The organism is Paenibacillus sp. J31R98, assembly GCF_056269245.1.
Map to the genome: position 1 here is coordinate 331221 of NZ_JBWDNO010000006.1, position 21623 is coordinate 352843.

Below are 21623 nucleotides of genomic sequence, written 5' to 3' on the forward strand. Positions count from 1 at the left end.
CCAAATATCTACTATGAGCAAATTCAGCGAAATTATTGCAAAGAGAGTCCACCAAGTATATACAATGAGCTAATTCAGCGAGTTAACCGCAAAGAGTATCCCCCAGTGATACACATGGAGCGAAATCAACGGAATTATCCCAAAGTGTATCCCCCAGGGATACACATGGATTGAAATCAGCGGAATTATCCCAAAGAGTATCCCCCAGGGATACACATGGATTGAAGTCAGCGGAATTATCTCAGAGAGTATCCCCCAGTGATACTCATCGAGTGAAACCAGCAATTTTACCTCAAAGAGAATACTTCACCAAGAGCAGTGGGTACCCTTCAAACGAGCAATCCCCACCAAACTGGCCAAAGAAGAGTAGTGGCTACCCCACATGCGAGCAATCCAAGCCGAATTGGCGAAAGAAGAGCAGTGGGTACCCCTCAAACGAGCAATCCCCACCAAACTCGCCAAAGAAGAGTACTGGTTACCCCTCATGCGAGCAAACCCGGCCAAATTGGCGAAAGAAGGGTAGTAGCTACCCTTCATACGATCAACTCCCACCCAATCAGCCAAAGAAGTGTACTGGCTACCCCACATACGAGCAATTACAACCAATTTGCTCAGTAATCACCTATGCTCCAACTATTTTCACCACAGAAATGGACAATTGCTATATCTTTTTGTATTTTGATTAGATAATACTTGTGCCCGCGCACGGAGATGACCGCAAAACAACGATTGCAACAACAAAAGCAGCTAACCACCGTACATGGAAAGCGCTTTCATAAATCAGTACGATTAGTGCATGCACAGCTGATTGGAGATGGTCATGATGAAGAACTCCTTATGGAGAAGAGTGATGCAGTATCGGATTTTCTACCTGCTTCTGGTGCCGGTAGTCGTCTATTACGCTATCTTCTCTTACATCCCGATGTACGGGGTGACGCTTTCCTTCAAGAAATACATGTTCAACAAAGGGGTACTCGGAAGTCCCTGGGTCGGCTTCGACAACTTCCATTACATCTTCCGGTATTCCGCATTCTGGAATGCGTTCCGCAACACGATCATGATCAGCTTCGGCAGGCTCCTCGTGGAGTTCCCGATGGCGATTATCGTCGCACTGCTGCTCAACGAAATTGGAGGCTCACGCCTGAAGAAGCTGTACCAGACCGTATTTACGTTCCCGCACTTCCTGTCCTGGGTCGTTCTCGGAGGCATTCTGGTCAATATACTCGGCAACACCGGCACGGTCCACGCGCTGTTTGAAGTGCTTGGCTTGCCGGAAGTCAACTTCCTATCTAATCCGGATACGTTCAGACCTTTCCTCTATCTGACGAACATCTGGAAGGAAGCCGGCTGGGGAGCGATCATTTATATGGCTGCCATTGCGGGCATCAGCCCAGAGCTGTATGAGGCGGCATATATGGATGGAGCGAACCGCTGGAAGCAAATGCTGCACGTCACTTGGCCTTCGATTAGCGGCGTCGCTGCGATGATGCTCATTCTGGCAATCAGCGGCATCCTGAACGGCGGCTTCGAACAAATCTTTAACCTGTACAGTCCTGGCGTTTATGATGTGTCGGACATTCTCGATACGTTCATGTACCGATTGTCGTTCTCCGGCAATGTATCGCTAGGCTTCGGCATCGTAACAGCGGTTGGCTTGTTCAAATCCGTCATCAGCCTCGTGTTGCTGGTCATGGCAAACTTTATTGTGAAACGTATGGGTCAGGAGGGGCTGATGTAAAATGGACACTACGACTGATTTCAATCAAGCTACTGGCCTCTCGGAATCCCGGGTCGCAAACCGCGGCAAGAGCAGTGTCGATCTGGTGCTGCACGTCTTATTCATACTGGTAGCGTTATGTGCGATCTTCCCGTTCTATACCGTTGTCATCAGTTCATTCGGCACGCCGACAGGCCATGTGCTGCCGACGAGGTTCACGCTTGAAGGCTATAAGCAAATTATCCAGTATGGCGTGGGACGCGCATTTACCGTATCCGTTCTCGTCACGTTGGTCGGAACGTTCATGAGCTTGTTCCTGACGACAATTGCTGCTTACGCATTATCGAAGAAAGGAATGCCAGGCTGGAAATATCTGATGGGCTTTATCGTATTCACGATGTTTTTCGGCGGCGGCCTTATTCCATACTACTTGACCGTCAAAGGTGCGGGGCTGTTCAACAGCTACTGGGTTATGATCCTGCCCTCGGCAATTAACACTTTTTACATCTGGATTATGCTTTCATTCTTCCGCGATTACCCTGTAAGCTTGGAAGAGTCTGCGAAGATTGACGGTGCCGGAGACTTTACGATACTTCTTCGGATTGTCATTCCGACTTCAATGCCGGTCATCGCTTCGATCTCGCTCTTCTATGCGGTTGACCGTTGGAACGATTGGTACACGCCGATGCTGTTCCTGCAAGATACGACGAAGTATCCGCTACAGCTGATGCTCAAGAACATGCTTGCGAACATCGGCCAAATTCTTAGCGCGAATGCAGGCATCTCATCTGTCGCGCAGAGCAAGATCAACATCCCGCAGGATTCGCTGAAGATGGCTGCGATAATGATTGCAAGCGTGCCGATTATGGCCGTTTATCCTTTCTTGCAAAAGTATTTTGCCAAGGGGGTGATGATCGGTTCGATCAAAGGCTGATGCCAGCCTGAAATAGCGATAATTGTTTAGTGGGGTCAACAGATAATTTCGAGAAAATGTTCATATGCCAAGGAGGTTAAGAGACATGAAGAAAAAGAATGCTCTTACGGTTGGTCTTAGTGCTCTGCTGCTCACATCCGGTTTACTGGCGGGTTGCGGCTCTAACGGTGATAATACAAGCAATTCTGAAGATGCGAATACGGCTGCAAACAGCGGCACTGCGAATACGAGCAGCAATGGCAGCGGCAACGCAGCGCCAGAAGATTTATATAAAGATCATCTCGATATTTCGATTGCCTACATGGACATCGGCACCGTCATTAAGGAAGGCCAGACGGATGACATGTTGAAGATGCTGGAGGATAAGTTCAACATTACGATTAAGCCGGTGAATGAATCTTGGGGCGACTATGGCGACCGGACGAAGCTGTGGGCAGCATCCGGCCAACTGCCTGATGCATTCTTCACGGATGCAACGAGCGGCGATCTGTTCAACCAGTGGGTAGAGCAGGGCATCATCAAAGCACTTCCGGATGATATGAGCAAATATCCGAACCTGAAGCAATATACGGATCTCCCAGACGTGAAAGGCGCAGCGGCTGCGGATGGCAAGAACTACTTCATTCCGCGTATGTTGGCAAGCCGCAACGAGCTTCCGAACGATCGCGGTATTCTCATCCGTAAGGATTGGATGGAAGAGCTCGGACTTAAAGATCCGACAACTTATGATGAGCTGAAAGTGGTATTGAAGACGCTGGGTGAGAAGAAGCATGTTATTCCTCTCACAACTTCAAGCATCGACTGGACGAGCGACAGCGTGTTCCATAACCTTGCTCCTGCGATGCAATGGTGGCAGAAGATTGATGGACAATGGAAGCCAGGCTGGATGACGGATGCATTCGCTGACGTGGTTGCGCATGAGCGTGATCTGTACCAATCCGGCATTCTGGATAAAGACTTCTCCGTACCGAACATGGATGCAAGCGCGAAGTTCAATCAAGGCAAAGCGGCAGCGCTTGTAAACACGGTTAAGAATATGGCTTACGACGTGCCGAGCTGGTCGAAAGAAAATCCAGGCGTCAAATATATCGACGCGGTGAAGATTTTGCCTCCGATCCCGGCAGCTGACGGCAATAACTACCTGTACGGTTACTATGATTACTGGTCTGGCACGATGTTTAACGGCAGCTTGAGCGACGAGAAGCAAGAGCGACTTCTTGCGGTGTTCGACTGGCTGGCTTCGCCTGAAGGTCAGAAGACCGTTCGATACGGCTTGCAAGGCGTAGACTGGGAGCCGAAAGGCGACTTGGTAACGAACAAGCATGCCGAAGAGAAGGACTTTGATCTGGCGAAGAAATACCCGTCCTCCTCGATCTTTAACGGAATGTCGATTTGGTCCGACGGCAAGCGCTACGTAGAAGGCTACGGTCCAAGCGAAGTCGAGCAAACGCAGAAGTACCTCGATGAAGTCGAGGCGCAACAGCTGCAAACGGGTCAGAAAGCGCCTGTTAACTGGGTAGTCAACGCATACGCAGGCTCGCTCAACACAGGCGGCGGCGACGTGCAAGGTCTCGTAACGAAGCTCGTAATGGGCAAAGAAGACATCAAGGAAGCAATGAAGAAGTTTGCTGATGAGCAAATAGGACTTGGTCTCCAAGATGCGATCGACAAAGTGAATGAGAAGTTCAAGGACGAGAACTAAGCGAATGCGAAACAAGGGTGGAAGTCGGGATGACTCCGCCCTTGTTTTTTCCCTTTTGATTGGAGGCGCTGAAATGGCAGATAACGGCTGGAAGCTCGTATGGAACGAGGAGTTTGACGGAGCGGGGCTCGACAAGGCACGGTGGGATTATGATATTGGCGGTCACGGTTGGGGGAATAAGGAATTGCAGCACTATACCAGAGAAGCCAGAAACGCTTATATTGAAGACTCCATACTTTTCATTAAAGCCATTCAGGAAGAGTACGAGGGAAATGCATATACATCGGCCAAGCTGGTGACACGGGGCAAAAAGGATTGGCTGTATGGCCGGTTCGAGATTCGTGCGAAGCTCCCTTATGGGCAGGGCATCTGGCCGGCGTTCTGGATGCTGCCGACCGATCCGCAGGTGCATGGCAATTGGCCAAGCTCGGGCGAGATCGACATGATGGAGATGGTCGGCCATGAGCCGAACAAGGTGCATGGCACGCTTCATATGGGTAACCCGCACATCTACCAAGGCGGCAGCTTCATGCTAAAGGATGGCAATTTTGCCGATGACTTTCATATCTATACGCTCGATTGGACGCCTGGGCAAATACGATGGTACATCGACGGCGAATTGTACTATAAGAGCAGCGGGTGGTATTCGCGCGAGACGGAATCTTCTGAACCTGTGCCGTTTCCGGCGCCGTTCAATAAACCGTTCTATTTGGCGCTGAATCTCGCAGTAGGCGGCTACTGGCCTGGACATCCGGACGAATCAACGGTGTTTCCGCAGATGCTGGAGGTTGATTATATTAGGGTCTATCAGCCGGAAGACGGGAATTACGGATCTGCAATTTAAACCAGGCTAGGAGGCAAAAGGCCATTATGATGAAATTCGAAGTTGTCGGCATGAATGAATGGCTTTACCCAGATAGCATGGTGAGTGACAGCGGTGCTAAGGCGATCCAGTTAAATACGGCGAGAGGCAGCTATGCGGCATGTCAGATTCTATTGGGCGATGCTGCACCGAACGCACCGATTCATTGCGAATTTATTCGATCGACGAGCAGCGTGTTTCTGCGCCAGCCGGAATATTATCAGTTGATTGATATTTTCGTGGAGAAAAATACAGGCCCGGTTAGCTTTTGCGTGCAAGAGGGCGAGTCGGCGGAAGGCTATACGACAAGACAGGCGCCTTTCCGCGTCTATGAAGCTTTGCAGCCTCTTGTGTCTGCTACCGCTTCGCGTGCAGCTACGGAAGCGCTTTATGTGTGTTGGGAAATTCCGGTGGATGCTGCTGCGGGCAAGTTCAATGGTGAATTGTCCATCACAATCGGAGAGGACAACTGCCTCATTCCGGTAGAGATTGAGGTATTCGCTGCCGTCGTGCCTGTGAAGGAGACGCTTGCCGTCACGAACTGGTTCAGTCTGCCGAACATGGCGAAACGTTATGGCGTAGAGCTCTGGTCGGAAGAGCACTGGGAAATGATTAAGAAATACGGCCGTTTGATGCGCCGCGCGCGGCAGACGCATTTCTGGGTACCGATGGATGCCATTCAGGTCACTCTGGTTGGCGAAGACCGGTATCAGTTTAACTTCGAGCGGGCAGAGCGCTTGATCAGGCTTTATTTCGAGCTCGGATTTACGCATATCGAAGGAGGTTTGGTTGCAGGACGCAAAGACTTCTGGGGTTCCGAATTCCACATCTTCAACACATGGAACGGCGGCGAGGCGCTCAAAGCGATCGCGGCGGAAGGCTACGCGTACTTGTCGCAGTATCTGCCTGCATGGCGTGAATTCCTTAAGCGTAACGGCTGGCTGGATGTTCTCGTGCAGCATGTTGCCGATGAGCCGACGGAGAACAGCGTGACGGAGTATCGCATCTTGTCCGGTATGGTGCGTAAGTTTATGCCGGGAGTTCCGCTGCTGGAAGCAGTAGAGACTTATGATCTGGCAGGCGCGGTCGACATTCTCGTTCCGAAGAATATCTACTATCAGGAGAATCGGGAGCAGTTCGAGAAGCTGCGTTCACTCGGGGATAAGCTGTGGTACTACACATGCTGCATCCCTGGCGGCACTTGGATGAACAGGCTATGGGACATGCCGCTATTGCGCTCGCGTTACTTGCACTGGGGCAATTATAAATATGATCTGGAAGGGTTTCTGCATTGGGGTCTTAACCACTGCGACGATGATAAGGACCCGCTCAATCAGACAGATATCTTCTTCCCGCCGGGCGATACGCACTGTACGTACCCTGGGGCGAACGGTCCGCTTGGGGGCATGAGGCTCGAGGCAATGCGGGCGGGCGTCGAGGATTACGAGCTGCTCAGGCAGCTGGCTGCGAAGAACAAAACACTCGCTGACGAGCTGACGGACTCCTGCTTGATGAGCTTTAATCGGGCGAATGAAGACCCGGTTCATTTTGCCGAGGTGACTCGCAAGCTGTTGGAAGCTGTATCGGAGGGGGCTTAATGATGTCAGAACAGACGGTGAAATTCGAGACAAGATGCCTTCATTCGCTGGTGAAGGTGTTCGCGGATGAGGAACTGCAAGAGGCGGCTTACGAGCGAGGCACTGCGCTGCGAGGTGAGTTTTATTCATTCCAGGTGGCTTATCGAACAGCTTTATATATGAAAAATATTAAGGTGGCTGTGAAAAGCGGTTTGGCTGATTCGGTGGTGACGTTGAGAAGCGTTGGCCTCGCTCCTTCCGAGCTGCCCAATTACAATGACCCGGATGACTATCTGCTTCGGACGACTCCGGGTCTGTATCCGGACCCGCTCTATCCGCTTGAAGCCGGAAGCGGAGTTGTCCATGCGCTGCCGAATCAGTGGCGCTCGGTGTGGGTGACGGTTCAAGTCGCAGGTGACTCGGCACCGGCTAAGTATCCTGTAGAGATCGCATTCACGGACGAGAACGGAGAGGCTTTGGGCTCCAGCGTGTTCGAGCTGGAGGTCATTGGCGCTGAACTGCCGGAGCAGCAGCTTGTGCATACCGAGTGGTTCTATCTCGACTGCCTTGCAAGCTGGTACAAGCTGGAGACGTTCTCCGAAGCCCACTGGCAGATCATTGAGAAGTATGTGGCTCACTATGTGGAATCGGGCATGAACATGATATTGACGCCGCTGTTCTCGCCTCCGCTTGAGCTTGATTACGGGAAGTACCGTCCGACGGTGCAACTGATTGGCGTGAAGCTTGCCGGAGGCACGTATACGTTTGATTTTGCGCTTCTGGAGCGGTGGGTTGAGGTGTGTTTGCGAAATGGCGTCAAGCATTTCGAGTTCTCGCATCTGTTCACTCAGTGGGGGGCGAAGCATGCACCGAAAATCTATGCAGAAGTGGATGGCGAGGGTGAACAGCAGATCTTTGGCTGGGAGACAGATGCGGAAGGGGAAGCGTATCAGGGTTTCTTGATGCAGTTTATTCCGCAGCTGGTGCAGTTTATTCGGGCGCATGGGCTTGAGCAGCAGTGTTACTTCCATCTGTCGGATGAGCCGAATACATGGTGCCTTGACTCGTATACGAGTGCGAGCGAGACAGTTCGTTCGTTGCTGAATGATGAGTTTCCGATTATCGATGCGCTGTCTGAGTATGATTTCTACAAGCGCGGCCTGCTGACGCATCCGGTCGTGTCGACCGAGCACATCCATACGTATATCGAGAACCAAGCTGACAATTTATGGGCGTATTACTGTTGCTGCGAGTACAAGCATAACGAATCGAACCGGTTCTTCAACATGCCATCGGCGCGGAATCGGATCATCGGCGTTCAGCTGTACAAGTATGACATTCAAGGCTTCCTGCATTGGGGCTACAACCACTGGTACTCGCAGCGTTCACGGCGGGAAATCAACCCGTATCAAGTGACGGATGCCGACATGGCGTTCCCGTCAGGGGATGCATTCCTTGTTTATCCGGGAGAGGACGGTCCGATTGACTCGATCCGTCTCGTGGTACTCCGTGAAGCTCTTCAGGATATTCGGGCGCTTCGTCTGCTGGAGAGTTTGACGAGCAAAGAGGAAGTAATTGCGCTTCTGGAGGAAGGTTTAAGCGAGCCGATTACATTCCGCCAATATGAGCATGGCAGCGCGTGGATGCTTGCAATGCGCGAGCGAGTGAATCAACATATTGCAGAGTGTGTTATGAAGGCGGAGCAGGGGAAAGAGCTAGGGCAAGGGCAAGAGCAAGGGCACGAGCGACTGCAGGGGCAGGACAAAGAGCAAGAGCAGGAAAAAATGCAGGGACGTGGTTTGTCGTGCTGAAGTTGTCGGAATGGCAGGAGACGCTGCTGTATCATCCGGTCGTGCCGAGTGGTCCGGTTCCGACCATCTGCGACGCCGAGGGCATCTATCCGTACGAGAGCTTCAGCGAGACGGCGGAGCGGCCGGTGCTGCGCAAGTTCCGAATGATCGCGATCGAGAATGAGTGGATGAAAGTGACCGTTTGTCCCGATCTCGGCGGCAAAATCCACTCTGTCTTCTTGAAAGCGAGCGGGAAGGAGATTCTGTTCGACGCAGGCGCGGTGCGCCCTGTGCGAATCCTCCCGCGCATGGCGTTCATCAGCGGCGGTATTGAGGTGAGCTTCCCGATCGCGCATACGCCTGTGCAGATTGAAGCCGTTCATGCGGAAGCGAGGCAAATCGGCGACCGTCTCTATATCTGGTGCGGCGAGCGCGAAGTGCGCTACGGCATGCATTGGACGGTCGAATATTCGCTAGGCGAGAATGATCGTTTCTTGACGCAGCGGGCGACGTTCGTGAACAAGACCTCGGAGGCGCATTCGTGGATGTCTTGGTCCAATGCGGCGCTTCCGGTGCGCGCAGACTCTCAGTTTCATTTTCCGGCGGGACGTGTGCTGCGGCATGCGGATATTCTTGAAGAGATCGATTGGTCTCGTGAGCGCGGCTATGAGCTGGCGGACTTCGACCGGATGCAGGGCTTCTTCTGGAAATCAGCCGACTGCAACGCATTTGGCATGTATACGCCAAGCCTTGGCAGCGGCTTGTACCATATTGCAGATCCGGCGGAGACGCCGGGCATAAAGCTGTGGCTATATGGCCTCGGCAAGCACGAGGACTGGGCACATTCGACGGCGATTCGCCGAGAGAGCTATGTAGAGATTCAAGCAGGTCCGCTTCTTGAGCAAGCGGACAATAAGAAGCTGCAGCCGGGTGCGCGGCATATGCATACGGAGTTCTGGATCCCAAGCGCGGAGCCGCTGGAGATCCGGGAACTTGAGCTGCCTGCGCCGCAGCTCATTCCAATCGAAGAGGTCCCGCTCTTCGATTGGGCGCCGCGAGCGAGCACGGCGCCGTGGCTGGCGCTTGCGGCGGCATATGCTAGTCGCGAAGCTGGCGCGCTGGCGGCTCCGCCGGCGGCCGAGGATTGCGTCTGGCCGCCGCCTTGTATGGAGCAGCTAGGCGAAGCGCTGCTGTGGGCCGCGGAAGCGGGAGCAGGAGCAGGTGGTGCCGCTGGCGAGGAGCACAGGCAACTATGGCGGTATTACTTCGCCGTCTGGCTAGCGGGGCGAGGCTCGCTCGATGAGGCGATTGCTGCGCTTGCGGCGATCCGGCTGGATTGCGGCTATGCGCTGCTTGCCCGGCTGCTGCGCGTGAGCAGGCAGGATTACGCAGGCTCGCGCGCTGCATACGCACGGATTCGCTCCGCGGCGTGGAGCCTGCATCCGCAGCTGTTCTTCGAGCGCGATGTGACCCTCGCGCACTTCGGAGCGGAAGCTTTCGAGGAGCGCGAGCGGTGGTTCGCGCAGGTCGACTCGCTGCAGGATGACGCGCTGATTGAGCGGAGAGCGAGCTTCCTGCTCGACCGCGGCGACGTCGCCGAAGCGAAGGCGGTCTTGGAGCGCCATGCCTTCGGCAAGGTGCACCAGCGGTATGATCGCTCGCAGCTATGGCAGCGTCTTGCTGCAACGGCTGGGGAGCCGGTAGGCGGCGCGAGCGAAGACATGCTCGCTCGCCTCGGCGAAGACGACCTCGCCGTCTACGGAGCGTATCGCGTGTCGGAGCACGCGCAGAAGTAGCAGCGGCTTGGCGGGCGAAGGTGCTGAGAGCACAAATACGTGCTCTCAGCCCCAAAACTCGCCGCAATCCGCGCCGAGAGAACATATACGTGCTCTCGCGCTGCGAAAGCGCCAGCGCAGCAGCAATAATAAAGCTGAGAGCACATATACGTGCTCTCACGCAACGAAAGTGCCAGCGCAGCAGCAATAATAAAGCTGAGAGCACAAATACGTGCTCTCAGCCCCGAAACTCGCCGCAATCCGCGCCGAGAGAACGTATACGTGCTCTCACGCAACGAAAGCGCCAGCGCAGCTCTGCACGCAAAACGTTCCCTCGGCACATCACCACATACGACCGACTGCAGCAACGCAAAAGCGTGCATTCCACTTGAATGCACGCTTTTTTGCTTTTGACAATCACCTCTCCGCGCTGACTATTTCACTAACCTTATCGACAGCCACTGCGGCAATGCCGCAAGCGGGTTCGACTTCCAGTCGCAATAGCTGTCCAGCTCGGCTTGCGACGGCTGTGTCGCATTGTCGTCCGACTCGTCTACCCAGAACGTGCCGTCAACTGCATACATCTCTTCCATTCGTGCTACGCTGAAGCCAGATGACACCATCGCATTCACGAAATCCTGCACCCGCCATTTGTACGTCGGAACGTCTCCGAGGGGACCTGTCATATCGTAAGGCTTAACGACCTCAATTGTGCCAGCTTCACCGGAGAACGGTCGCATAAACGGGTGAACATCGAACATGACCGAGCATCCGCCCGGCTTCAGTTTCCGATGAATGCTCCGGTACATCGCGTTCAAATCATGAATCCAGACATGAACCCCGTTGGAGGTGTACACCAGGTCATAGGCGCCATCCGCCACGCTGCCCAGCTGCATCGTATCGTCCACGACAAACTCAATCTCCCACCCATGCTTGCGGGCAATAGCTGCGCTGTTCGCCATCTGCTTCTCCGAGATGTCACAGGAGGTGACCTCTGCGCCGAGCAGATGAAAAGCATACACCGCGTGGTTATCTCCGCTCGACGGAACACAGACCTTTTTGCCCTGTAGGTTCGGGAATGCCTCTCGGATAAGTGAGTAGGTCACGGGATGGAAGGCTGACGCTGGATCGTTGATGATTTGAGCGATGGCTTCTTCTGTCCGGTAGCGTAAGTACCAGGTGTCTGACCATTCATTCCAACTGTTTCTAATGATCTGCTGCTGAGTGTCCATTCTAGCATCCCCCCTAGTTCGGTATGCTTCAACTATGACACAAGCAAACTCGAAGTGGAATAAAAAAGATGGAAGTTTCTCCCTGCGCGATCTACAATGAAACTAGCTTCCGAATACGGGGGCTAGAGGAACCTTTTTTACACTATCTCTTACTGAAGGAGTGATGATGTTTGCATACGAACGAACATTTCAATAAGCCGGTGAGAGGTCGCGAAGAAGCATAACCGTTGAAACGACAGCGCCATGCTACTTACCTCTCATCAGGCACTGGGAGGCCAATAGGCGACAATGATGTTACTTAAGAACATGTGGCGTGCGACAGTCGATGACGCGCCAGCGAAACAACTTATTTCCAGATGGAATCACGACCCGAATACGCTCCAGTTCTGGAGGGCGAGCAGCAATTTCGTATATCGTTTTGAAGCAGACGGCGGTAAGTCATTCTGGCTTCGTTTCATACACGAGGCGGATAACACGATCTCGAATATCGAGGCCGAGCTGCACTATATCCAATACTTAATCGCAACGGGATACTCTGCGGCTGCGCCTGTCTTGTCGTTGAACGGACGTTTCGTCGAAACCATCGAGACGGAGCAGGGGCTTTATTACGGTGTTGTCTTTGAACAGGCCAAGGGAGTCCGCGTACAAGTCAACGAAGTGACAGACGATCAACTTGAGCGATGGGGCAAGTCGCTGGCACAGCTGCATCTGCACGCGGAAGCCTATCAGCCGCCTCCTGAAACCATAGCAAGAAGAAGCTGGGCAGATATACTCCGCTTCATCTCTGACGTGCTGGATCGTCACCCGAACGAGAATACAGCCATAGCCGAGATTAGCCGTTCTGAGCAATGGCTACGTACACTGCCGAACGAAGCGGGACACACAGGACTTATCCATTATGATTTTCAGCTTGATAATGTGTTCGATATGGGGGAGCACGAGGCATTCAGTGTCATCGATTTCGATGATGCGATGTACCACTGGTACACGATGGACATTGCAGCCGCGCTTGCTGATCTGGATGACCTCGAAGAAGAGCGAGCTGTCTATGCCCGGATGCAATTCCTGCAAGGGTACCGGTCACTCAAATCGCTGGATGAGCACCTCCTGAATGATCTGCCTCGATTCAGACGCTTTGCTAAGCTGTACACCTTCGCCCGACTATTGAGATGCATCGAAGGGCTGGAACTTACGAATGCTCCGGAATGGGTGATTGGGCTTCATCAGAAGGTTCAGACTTGGTGCAGCCAGATGCGGGAAGCGTTCAGGTAAACATCGATATATATTTATCATTACCAAGACAGCCGATCATTTCTGATCGGCTGCTTCTGTCTGTCTATCTATTGTTCTCTCCCCCCATTATTCTCTGTTTATTCATTTTCATTTCTCCCACAGCTCGATTAGTCGACCGTCAGGATCTTCGATCCAAACAAACTTTCCGTATTCACCAACCTCTTTGTTCTTTGCAAGAGGCACGCCAAGCTGTTCTAGATGCTGAATCGTCTCGTCTAGATTATGTACCTGGAAATTCAACATCACTTGTTGATCGCTTGGAAAATAATCGGCATCCTCGCTAAAGAAAGAAAAGATCGTCTGATGTTCTGCTTCGGATTTGATTACTGTGCCATTCCAATTGTTGATTTCAAGCATTAATACGTCACTGTACCATTTTTTTATCGCTTCAAGATTTTTCGTTCTCCAAAATATGCCTCCAACGCCTTTAATCATTCTATTTCACTCCTATCTGACAAATATAATATAGGTATTCGCTCCTATTTCTATGATTCCCCCCTTTGGTAAAAAGAACTATAAGCTTCTTCAGACCGATAAATGGTATACTTGACAAGAAATCACGACTAATTACTTGAAACTTAAGGAAGATCTGACACTATGCGAAATTGGTCAAAAAAGCATCGATCGAATACGGCGCTCAAAATTGCGCTCTCTTATGTCATTATCGGAGCCATTTGGATCCTGCTGTCCGATCAGATTATGGGGCTGCTGCATCTTGCCGATGTCATTCGGATTCATTCAACTAAAGGGATTTTCTACGTATTCATTACCGCGTTTATTTTATACTTCTGGGTCAAACGAGCGAAGAAGGATCTTACTGAGAGCGAGGAGCGATACCGCATCCTTGTCGAGCATTCCCCCGAACCGATTGCGGTTTATTGCGAAGGCAATATTGTGTTTATTAATCCTGCTGGGGCAACCGTATTTGGAGCGACGGAACCGCGGCAGCTCATTGGCAGACCGATTGTCCACCTTGTTTCTTACGACTACGTATTGCTAAGCGCGTCTCATCCTGGCGTGTCTACGGAACAGGTCTTTCAGCGGGTGGATGGTCAATCGATTGATGTCGAAGTTACTTCTGTGCCGATTACGTACATGGGCAAGCCTGCAATGCAGCTGCTATGCCGGGATATTACGGAACGCAAGCGCGCAGGGCGCAAGCTGGCGGAGAATGAACAGGCCGTCAAATCGCTGGTAGAACATAATCCGGATGCGATCTTCTCGCTCGATCTGGATGCCTGCATGCTGAGTGTCAATCCGGCTATCGCGAGAATTACCGGCTATCAGCAGGACGAGCTGCTGCAGCAATCCTTTTGCGGAATGATTCTTGAACGGGATAAACCGCCTGCAAGAGCGATTTTCGAGCAGTCCCTTCAAGGGGAGTCTACCAGTATTGAAATTACGATCCTCCACAAGGATGGAACGCATATTGATGTTAACTTAAAAATGGTTCCGATCATTGTAGACAGCAAGATCGTAGGCGTCTATGGCATTGCCAAAGACATTACGGAGCTGAAGCGGACGGCAGAGCTGCTGCTGAAATCCGAGAAGCTATCCGTCGTGGGACAGCTTGCCGCAGGTGTCGCGCATGAAATCCGCAATCCTCTGACGTCATTAAGAGGCTTCGTTCAGCTATACAGCACGAAAATTAACCAAACCTACTACCAGATCATGCTGTCGGAGCTCGACCGGATCAATGATATTGTCAGCGAGTTTCTGGTGATTGCCAAGCCGCAGGCGGTTGTCTTTGAAATGAATGATATCCGCAAAATGATGGATGACGTTATCTCGCTCCTCGAAACGGAAGCTGCGCTAAGAGATGTACAGATTCATGCTGAGCTGGCGCCCGATATCCCGCTGCTCTATTGCCAGCAGAATCAGCTCAAGCAGGTATTCATCAATGTGCTCAAAAATGCGATTGAATCGATGGCAGGCGGGGGCGAAATCGTTATTCAGATGGAAGCAAGCGATCAGCAGGTCGCGATTAGGATTAAGGATAACGGCTGCGGCATTGCAGAGGAACGGCTGGCATCGGTCTGCGAGCCTTTCTACACGACGAAGGAGAAAGGAACAGGGCTTGGCCTGATGATCTGCCATCAGATTATAGAAGCCCACGAAGGCTGCCTTCGGATTGAGAGCCGGGTTGGTCTCGGCACAACAGTTGAACTTATTCTGCCCCTTAATAATCGTGCAGCCGCATAGTAGTACGGCCATAGTAGTGCGATAGAACAGCCTTCCGGACAGCACATGTCGGGAGCCTTATTTGCATGTCCAGCAACATGACACCTGCCCCCAAAGCATACAGATAACAAACAAGGATAGCTTCGGAGGCGATCGGTATGAGCGAGGAGATCAGTCGGTACGTGCCTGTTCATCACATTCGTTTTGTCACGGCTTCCGCATTGTTTGACGGTCACGATGCTTCTATTACGATAATGAGACGAATCCTGCAAGCAAGCGGCGCGGAGGTTATCCATCTGGGCCATAACCGATCAGTGCAGCAAATTGTTCGAACCGCCATCCAGGAGGATGTGCAAGGAATCGCGGTATCGTCGTATCAAGGTGGGCATGTCGCCTTCTTCAAATATATGGTGGATCTGCTTCGCGAGCTGGGGGCAGATCATATTCGCATCTTCGGCGGAGGCGGAGGCGTCATTATTCCATCCGAGATGGAGGAGCTGCATGGGTATGGCGTTTCGCGGATCTTCTCGCCGGAGGACGGGCGAAAGCTCGGTCTGCAAGGGATGATTAATGTGATGCTGCAGGCTTGCGATTACAGCACCTTAGCGGATTACGAGCCTAAGCCGGAGACGCTCGCAGCCGGAAGCAGCGTCACGACGGCGAAGTTTATGACGCTCGCCGAGCTGAAGGTAGAGCCGCGGACGACGAGCGAAGAGAAGGCACTGCTAGGTGCGTTGTTCGCTGAAGTCAGCAAGCTGGTGGAGTCCGGTGCTGGCACACCTGCGCCGGTGCTTGGTATCACCGGCACAGGCGGCGCCGGCAAAAGCTCTCTCACCGACGAGCTCGTCCACCGCTGCTTGCAGCATTACCCGGAGCGCAGCATCGCTGTTCTGTCGGTCGATCCGACGAAGCAGAAGACCGGCGGCGCTCTGCTAGGCGATCGGATTCGGATGAACGCGGTGTATGCAGACCGCGTCTTCATGCGTTCATTCGCGACGCGCGGCTCGCGCTCGGAGCTGTCGAGCGCGCTTGCGGATGCGATTGCTGCGGCGAAGGCAGCTGGCTACGAGCTTATCATTATCGAGACGAGCGGCATCGGACAGGCGGATAATCAGATTACCGCCGTTGCCGACTTCTCCGTCTACGTCATGACGAGCGAGTATGGAGCTCCAAGCCAGCTGGAGAAGATCGAGATGATCGATTATGGCGATCTCTTCGTGATTAATAAGTTCGACCGGCGTGGCTCCGAAGATGCGCTCCGCGATGTGAAGAAACAGGTGCAGCGCAGCCGCGGGCAGTTCGAGCGCGATTGGCATGACATGCCGGTATATGGCACGAACGCGAGCCAGTTCAATGACGCCGGCATGAACCGGTTCTTCGCTGCGCTTATTGCGAGGCTCAATGAGAAGTGCGGTTTAGGCTGGGATGCGCCGCTAGCATTGGCAGAGGTGCATGCCGGGCAGGGGCCTTCGCACAAACGCTCGATCATCCCCGATGATCGGAGCGGGTATTTGAGCGAAATTGCCGCGGCGGTGCGGCAGTATCGGCAGCTGGCGGAGGAGCAGGCGGATGCGGCCTCCTCCTGCCATCGCATCGAAGGCGCGATCGAAGCGGCGCGCCTGCAGGGAGAAGAAGCGGCTTTGCCGGTGCTTGAGCAGCTTTATGCTGCGTATGCCAGCAAGCTGAGCGAGCATACTCGGAAGCTGCAGAAGGATTGGGCGTCCGTGTCTCAAGCTTACTCCTCAGCGACCTATACCACGTTCGTTCGGGGCAAGCCGATTGTCACAGAGCTGTATTCGCGAAGTCTCTCGGGGCTTGATATTCCGCGGATCGCACTGCCTGCTTATCGCGACGATGGTGATCGAATCAGCTGGATGTACAAGGAGAATGTGCCAGGCGAGTTCCCTTACACCGCGGGCGTGTTCCCGTTCAAACGCAAGGAGGAGGACCCGAAACGGCAATTTGCCGGCGAAGGAACGCCCGAGCGGACGAACCGAAGGTTCCATTACTTGTCCAAGGACGACACGGCGAAGCGGCTCAGCACAGCGTTCGATTCCGTGACGCTGTATGGCGAGGACCCGGCTTACAGGCCCGATATCTATGGCAAAATCGGCGAGAGCGGCGTCAGCATCTGTACGCTTGACGATATGCGTAAGCTTTATGCCGGCTTCGATCTATGCCATCCGTCCACGTCGGTGTCGATGACAATCAACGGTCCGGCGCCGATCATTCTCGCGATGTTTCTGAATACGGCGATTGAGCAGCAGACGAACGCAGCTGCCGCGAAGCATTGCAGGGCGCTCACCGAAGACGAGCTTGCGCATATCCGCAAGGAGACACTGCATAACGTTCGCGGCACGGTGCAGGCGGATATGCTGAAGGAGGATCAGGGACAGAATACCTGTCTCTTCTCCATGGCATTCGCGTTGCAGATGATGGGCGATATCCAGCAATATTTTATCGATCACCATGTCCGCAATTACTACTCTGTCTCGATCTCTGGTTATCATATTGCCGAGGCGGGGGCGAATCCGATTACGCAGCTTGCTTTTACCCTCGCTAATGGATTCACGTATGTGGAATATTACTTGAGCAGAGGGATGCCTGTTAATGAAATCGCGCCGAACCTGTCGTTCTTCTTCAGCAATGGGCTGGACCCCGAGTATTCGGTCATCGGGCGAGTGGCGCGGCGCATCTGGGCGATCGTGCTGCGGGATAAATACGGTGCTGACGAGCGGAGTCAGAAGCTGAAGTATCATATCCAGACGTCAGGACGGTCGCTTCATGCGATGGAGGTGGATTTCAACGATATCCGCACGTCGATGCAGGCGCTGATGGCGATTATGGATAATTGCAATTCGCTCCATACGAATTCGTACGACGAAGCGGTGACGACGCCGTCTGAGGAGGCGGTTCGCCGTGCGATGGCGATTCAGCTCATTATTAATAAGGAGCTTGGGCTGATGCGGTGCGAGAATTTGCTGCAAGGCTCGTTCCTTATTGAGCAGCTGACTGATCTGGTGGAGGAAGCGGTGCTGCTCGAGTTCGAGCGGCTTCATGTGCGCGGCGGCGTGCTTGGAGCGATGGAGTCCCAATATCAGCGAGGTCGCATCCAGGATGAATCGATGGTTTATGAGATGAAGAAGCATAGCGGCGAGCTGCCGATCATCGGCGTGAATACGTTTCTGAATCCGAACCCGACGCAGGAAGAGACGATGCAGCTTCAACTGACGAGAGCGAGCGACGAGGAGAAGGAGCAGCAGATTGCGAACTTATTGAAGTTCCAGGAACGGCATCAGCAGCATGCTCCGGAGGCATTGAAACGGCTGCAGCAAACGGCGGTAAGCGGCGGCAATCTGTTCGCGGAGTTGATGGAGACGGTGAGAGTCGCCAGTCTGGGGCAAATAACGAATGCGCTGTATGAGGTAGGCGGGCAGTACCGGCGTAACATCTAGAGTGTACGGTCCATTCGTCAACCAAAAGAAGGCTGTCTCCAAAGTGTCCTCACTTTGAGACAGCCTTTCTTCTTGTTGCTGGTACTATTATTTCGCGTCCGTTCGAACCTCGCCTTCAATCGGGACGATGACTACACTATTGTATTCAGGCTGCTGTTCGCGGTTAATTTGTCCGAGATCCGTATCTTTACCGCTAGCGTCTTCCTTGCCATATGTGAGTGATCCGCCCATCCAATTATCGATAAAGTATACCTGATTGCCTAGCTTGTCCGGTTTCACTCCGAATTCGCGTTTCTTGCCAGCCATATCAGGGGAATCCGTTTGATAGGTAACCTCTGCTAGACCGTCCTCATTAATCTTCACGTACTCCAGCAGTCCTTTGTAATCTGAAGTGTACAGCAGAGCCTGCCCTTCAGGAAATTTATATACGGTAGTGAAACCTTCGCCCAGTGAAGATAATGCTCCCTCGGCACGGTACTTGGGTAACTTGATCGCAATCTTCCGCGCTTCCGCCAGGTCTCCGCTCATTAAAGTCTTATATGCTTTCTGCCCCGCCGGAGTCCTAACAATGACACGTCTATCTGCAGCATTATAAGAGACGTAGCCCTCCAACGATTCGCTGATGAATCGGAGAGGTACATAGGTACGACCGTTTTTGTTTACAATTGAAACATCCAGCGTCATCTGTTTCCCATTTACGGTGAACACTTTCTCACCTGCTTTCAGTTGCACGACTTTGCTATTATCCTTACTTCGAATGGAAACGGTTTGTGTCTTCGCATCATACTGATAAGTAAGCCATTGCGGATCATCGAGAGATTTCAGCTCTACAAGTGTTCTGCCCTGTTGAGATATGACATTATCTTGCTTCATACCATCGATATAGACCTGGTTCTCAACGGGACTGCTCGCGTGAACCGAAGATCCCTCGGCTAACAGGCTGCCGAACAAAGAAGCGGCGATCAAAGCTTTCATTCCAATTTTCATACTTAACTACTCCCATCTGTATTAATTATTGTAGGTTTTCGAAATACAGACGGGCAGTTAAGAGAAAAGGTTTCAATAATTTGGTTATTAAATGAAAATAAATGGAATAAATCCTATCTCGTTCCATAGCTTGTTGTGCGTGCTGCAGCCTATTATTACCAATTTACTGCGCAGCAGTTGCAGCCGCTGGCGAATCAGAGCTCGAACCAGAGCCCGTGCCACTCGCAGAATCGTCGTCTTCTCTCTTCGTTAGTACTTCCTTCTTGAGGAACCAGCAGAGGATGAAGGCAGCAATGACGAAGGCGAGCGAGATTTCGAAAATATTCCTGAACGACGAGGCGAATACCGACTGTACTTGAAGGAGCAGGTCATGCGAGATGCCCTTCGGAATGCCGCCAGTTGCGATATTGTCGGCAGTTCCGGCAGGCAGAGATCAAGCCGGACCGCATGTAAGCCGCCAGCTTGATCTGACCGAGTTAGACTTTAAAGAAATTAATATTCCGGTTGAGCTCATCGGAGAGATGGGCGAGCGTTTGTGAGGAGCTGGCGTTTTCCTCCGCCGCTGCTGCCGATTCTTCGCTTGCTGCGGCAATCGTCTCGACTGCGCGCATTACTTCTTCTGTCTGCGATGTTTGCTGCTCGCTCGCAGCTGCAATCTCCGTCACTTGATCCGCTGTATCGCTTACCATGCGGACGATGTTGTCGAAGGTTTGACCGGTTTTGGATGTTTGCGTTGTCGCAAGCTCCATCGCCCGCAGGCTTTGGTCGGTATTATGCTGCATGCCTTTAATGATTCCGGCGATTTGCTGCGTTGCTTCGCTGCTGCGTTCCGCGAGCTTGCGCACTTCATCGGCAACGACCGCGAAGCCGCGTCCTTGCTCGCCGGCTCTGGCTGCCTCAATGGCAGCGTTCAGAGCAAGCAGGTTCGTCTGTTCGGAGATATCGTCGATGACCTCGATAATTTGGCCGATCTTCTGTGAGTCGCTCTCCAGCAGCTTCATCTGGGAAGAGAGGTTCTCCATGCTATGAACGGATGCTTGAATCGTTTCGCTGCCAGTGAGTGCGCCGCGTTTCGTCTTTTCGGACAGATCGGCTACCAGGCTTGCCTTTGTTGCCACATCGTTAACGGCGATGGACATTTCACGCACAAGCTCGCTGATGCTTTGAGCCGATCCGGCTTGCTCCGTGCTGCCCTTGGCAATTTCCTCGGTCGTTGCGGAAATTTCCTGCGAAGCTGCGGATACGCTCTGGGAAGAATGCAACGTCTGGCTGATCAACTTGCGCAAATTGTCCATCATATCGTTAAATGCTGTCGCCAGCGTGCCAAGCTCATCCTTGCTCTTTGCAGCTGCTTGGTCGCGCAGATCGCCTTTTGCCGCCTTGGTTGCGACTTCAAGAATGGAGCGAATTCCTCTGACTAGCGATCCAGAGATCCAGTAAGCGAGGCCGAGGCCAATCAATACGGCGATGCTGCCGAAGACGATTATTAGCGTTCTGCCTACTGCGTTCGTATTGGCCGCTTTATCCACTTCGGCTTTGGCGCCGTCGCTATTGAAATCGAGCCAGTTTGTAAAATCCTCCATTACTTCTATGCGGATCGGCGACAGTTCTTTCACAAGTTGATAGCCCTTCTCCGGCTGATTATCTTTGCGGGCTTGAATAATGGCAGGCAGCTTATCGGAATAAGCCTGCAGATCTTCTTCCAGTTCTTTGTAGATCGTCTCTTCTCTCGGCGAACTAATTAAGGGTTCATAGCTTTGCATACCTTGCTGAGCGGACGCCATGCTGTCAGTAATTATTTTTGCGATTTTATCGATTTCAGTTGAGTCGCTCTCCAGATTTATTTTGTTGACATTGGTGCGCGCTTCGGCGAAGTAGTCCTTGATGACGCTGATCTTGCTCATGCTTGGCAGCCAGTTCGATTGTATGATGTAGCTGGATTTCTGCAAGGACGCCATTTCTACGATGGCTAGCGTTCCAATGCCAACCAAAAGCAATAGAATGGCAAAAAAGCTGGACATCAGCTTTGTGCGAATGGATAGTTTCATTAATGTTCTTCCCCCAGTTACGTCGATTTGTCTATCTGTAGTACTAATAGTAGTGCGAAAGTGTTAAAAA

14 protein-coding genes are annotated in these 21623 nt (G+C 52.5%); 10 read left to right on the top strand and 4 right to left on the bottom strand.

Annotation, left to right across the window (positions count from 1 at the left end):
• Positions 1–820: 820 nt before the first annotated feature.
• The 7 genes from AC0YNX_RS22280 (at position 821) to AC0YNX_RS22310 (ending at position 10378) form a co-directional block, all read left to right on the top strand.
• A complete protein-coding gene (locus tag AC0YNX_RS22280) occupies positions 821–1738 on the top strand; it encodes an ABC transporter permease (protein ID WP_475817907.1) in 918 nt (305 codons plus the stop codon).
• Position 1739: 1 nt separating this feature from the next.
• Positions 1740–2651, top strand: coding sequence for a carbohydrate ABC transporter permease (locus tag AC0YNX_RS22285; protein WP_475817908.1), 912 nt, complete (start codon positions 1740–1742; stop codon positions 2649–2651).
• Between the two features lie 85 nt (positions 2652–2736).
• Positions 2737–4353 (top strand): extracellular solute-binding protein, encoded by a 1617-nt coding sequence (locus AC0YNX_RS22290; protein WP_475817909.1) that lies wholly within the window; start codon positions 2737–2739, stop codon positions 4351–4353.
• Between the two features lie 73 nt (positions 4354–4426).
• Complete coding sequence (locus tag AC0YNX_RS22295) at positions 4427–5197, top strand: glycoside hydrolase family 16 protein (protein WP_475817910.1); 771 nt, start codon at positions 4427–4429, stop codon at positions 5195–5197.
• 26 nt (positions 5198–5223) lie between these two features.
• A complete protein-coding gene (locus tag AC0YNX_RS22300) occupies positions 5224–6813 on the top strand; it encodes a DUF4091 domain-containing protein (protein ID WP_475817911.1) in 1590 nt (529 codons plus the stop codon).
• Positions 6813–8603 (top strand): DUF4091 domain-containing protein, encoded by a 1791-nt coding sequence (locus AC0YNX_RS22305; protein WP_475817912.1) that lies wholly within the window; start codon positions 6813–6815, stop codon positions 8601–8603. Before AC0YNX_RS22300 ends, AC0YNX_RS22305 begins: the two co-directional genes overlap by 1 nt.
• Positions 8597–10378 carry a DUF5107 domain-containing protein gene (locus AC0YNX_RS22310; protein ID WP_475817913.1) on the top strand — a complete coding sequence of 594 codons (1782 nt, stop codon included), beginning with the start codon at positions 8597–8599 and terminating at the stop codon, positions 10376–10378. Before AC0YNX_RS22305 ends, AC0YNX_RS22310 begins: the two co-directional genes overlap by 7 nt.
• A gap of 413 nt (positions 10379–10791) precedes the next feature.
• Here the strand turns inward: AC0YNX_RS22310 and AC0YNX_RS22315 are convergent, their stop codons facing one another.
• Entirely contained in the window at positions 10792–11589 is a 798-nt protein-coding gene (locus AC0YNX_RS22315) for a class I SAM-dependent methyltransferase (protein ID WP_475817914.1), read from the bottom strand.
• Between the two features lie 288 nt (positions 11590–11877).
• On the opposite strand from AC0YNX_RS22315, the gene AC0YNX_RS22320 reads away from it, so the two are divergent.
• Complete coding sequence (locus AC0YNX_RS22320; RefSeq protein WP_475817915.1) at positions 11878–12861, top strand: phosphotransferase enzyme family protein; 984 nt, start codon at positions 11878–11880, stop codon at positions 12859–12861.
• Positions 12862–12969: 108 nt separating this feature from the next.
• Here the strand turns inward: AC0YNX_RS22320 and AC0YNX_RS22325 are convergent, their stop codons facing one another.
• Positions 12970–13317 carry a VOC family protein gene (locus AC0YNX_RS22325; protein ID WP_475817916.1) on the bottom strand — a complete coding sequence of 116 codons (348 nt, stop codon included), beginning with the start codon at positions 13315–13317 and terminating at the stop codon, positions 12970–12972.
• A gap of 162 nt (positions 13318–13479) precedes the next feature.
• Between AC0YNX_RS22325 and AC0YNX_RS22330 the strand changes: the two genes are divergently transcribed.
• Together AC0YNX_RS22330 and icmF are read left to right on the top strand one after the other, a co-directional pair.
• Positions 13480–15084, top strand: a complete 1605-nt coding sequence (locus AC0YNX_RS22330) for a PAS domain-containing sensor histidine kinase (RefSeq protein WP_475817917.1) — start codon at positions 13480–13482, stop codon at positions 15082–15084.
• 137 nt (positions 15085–15221) lie between these two features.
• Positions 15222–18518: a fused isobutyryl-CoA mutase/GTPase IcmF gene (icmF, locus tag AC0YNX_RS22335; protein ID WP_475817918.1), complete on the top strand. Its 3297-nt coding sequence runs from the start codon at positions 15222–15224 to the stop codon at positions 18516–18518.
• A gap of 87 nt (positions 18519–18605) precedes the next feature.
• Here the strand turns inward: icmF and AC0YNX_RS22340 are convergent, their stop codons facing one another.
• Both AC0YNX_RS22340 and AC0YNX_RS22345 read right to left on the bottom strand, forming a co-directional pair.
• Positions 18606–19505, bottom strand: a complete 900-nt coding sequence (locus tag AC0YNX_RS22340) for a copper amine oxidase N-terminal domain-containing protein (RefSeq protein ID WP_475817919.1) — start codon at positions 19503–19505, stop codon at positions 18606–18608.
• 476 nt (positions 19506–19981) lie between these two features.
• Positions 19982–21553: a methyl-accepting chemotaxis protein gene (locus tag AC0YNX_RS22345; protein WP_475817920.1), complete on the bottom strand. Its 1572-nt coding sequence runs from the start codon at positions 21551–21553 to the stop codon at positions 19982–19984.
• Positions 21554–21623 lie beyond the last annotated feature (70 nt).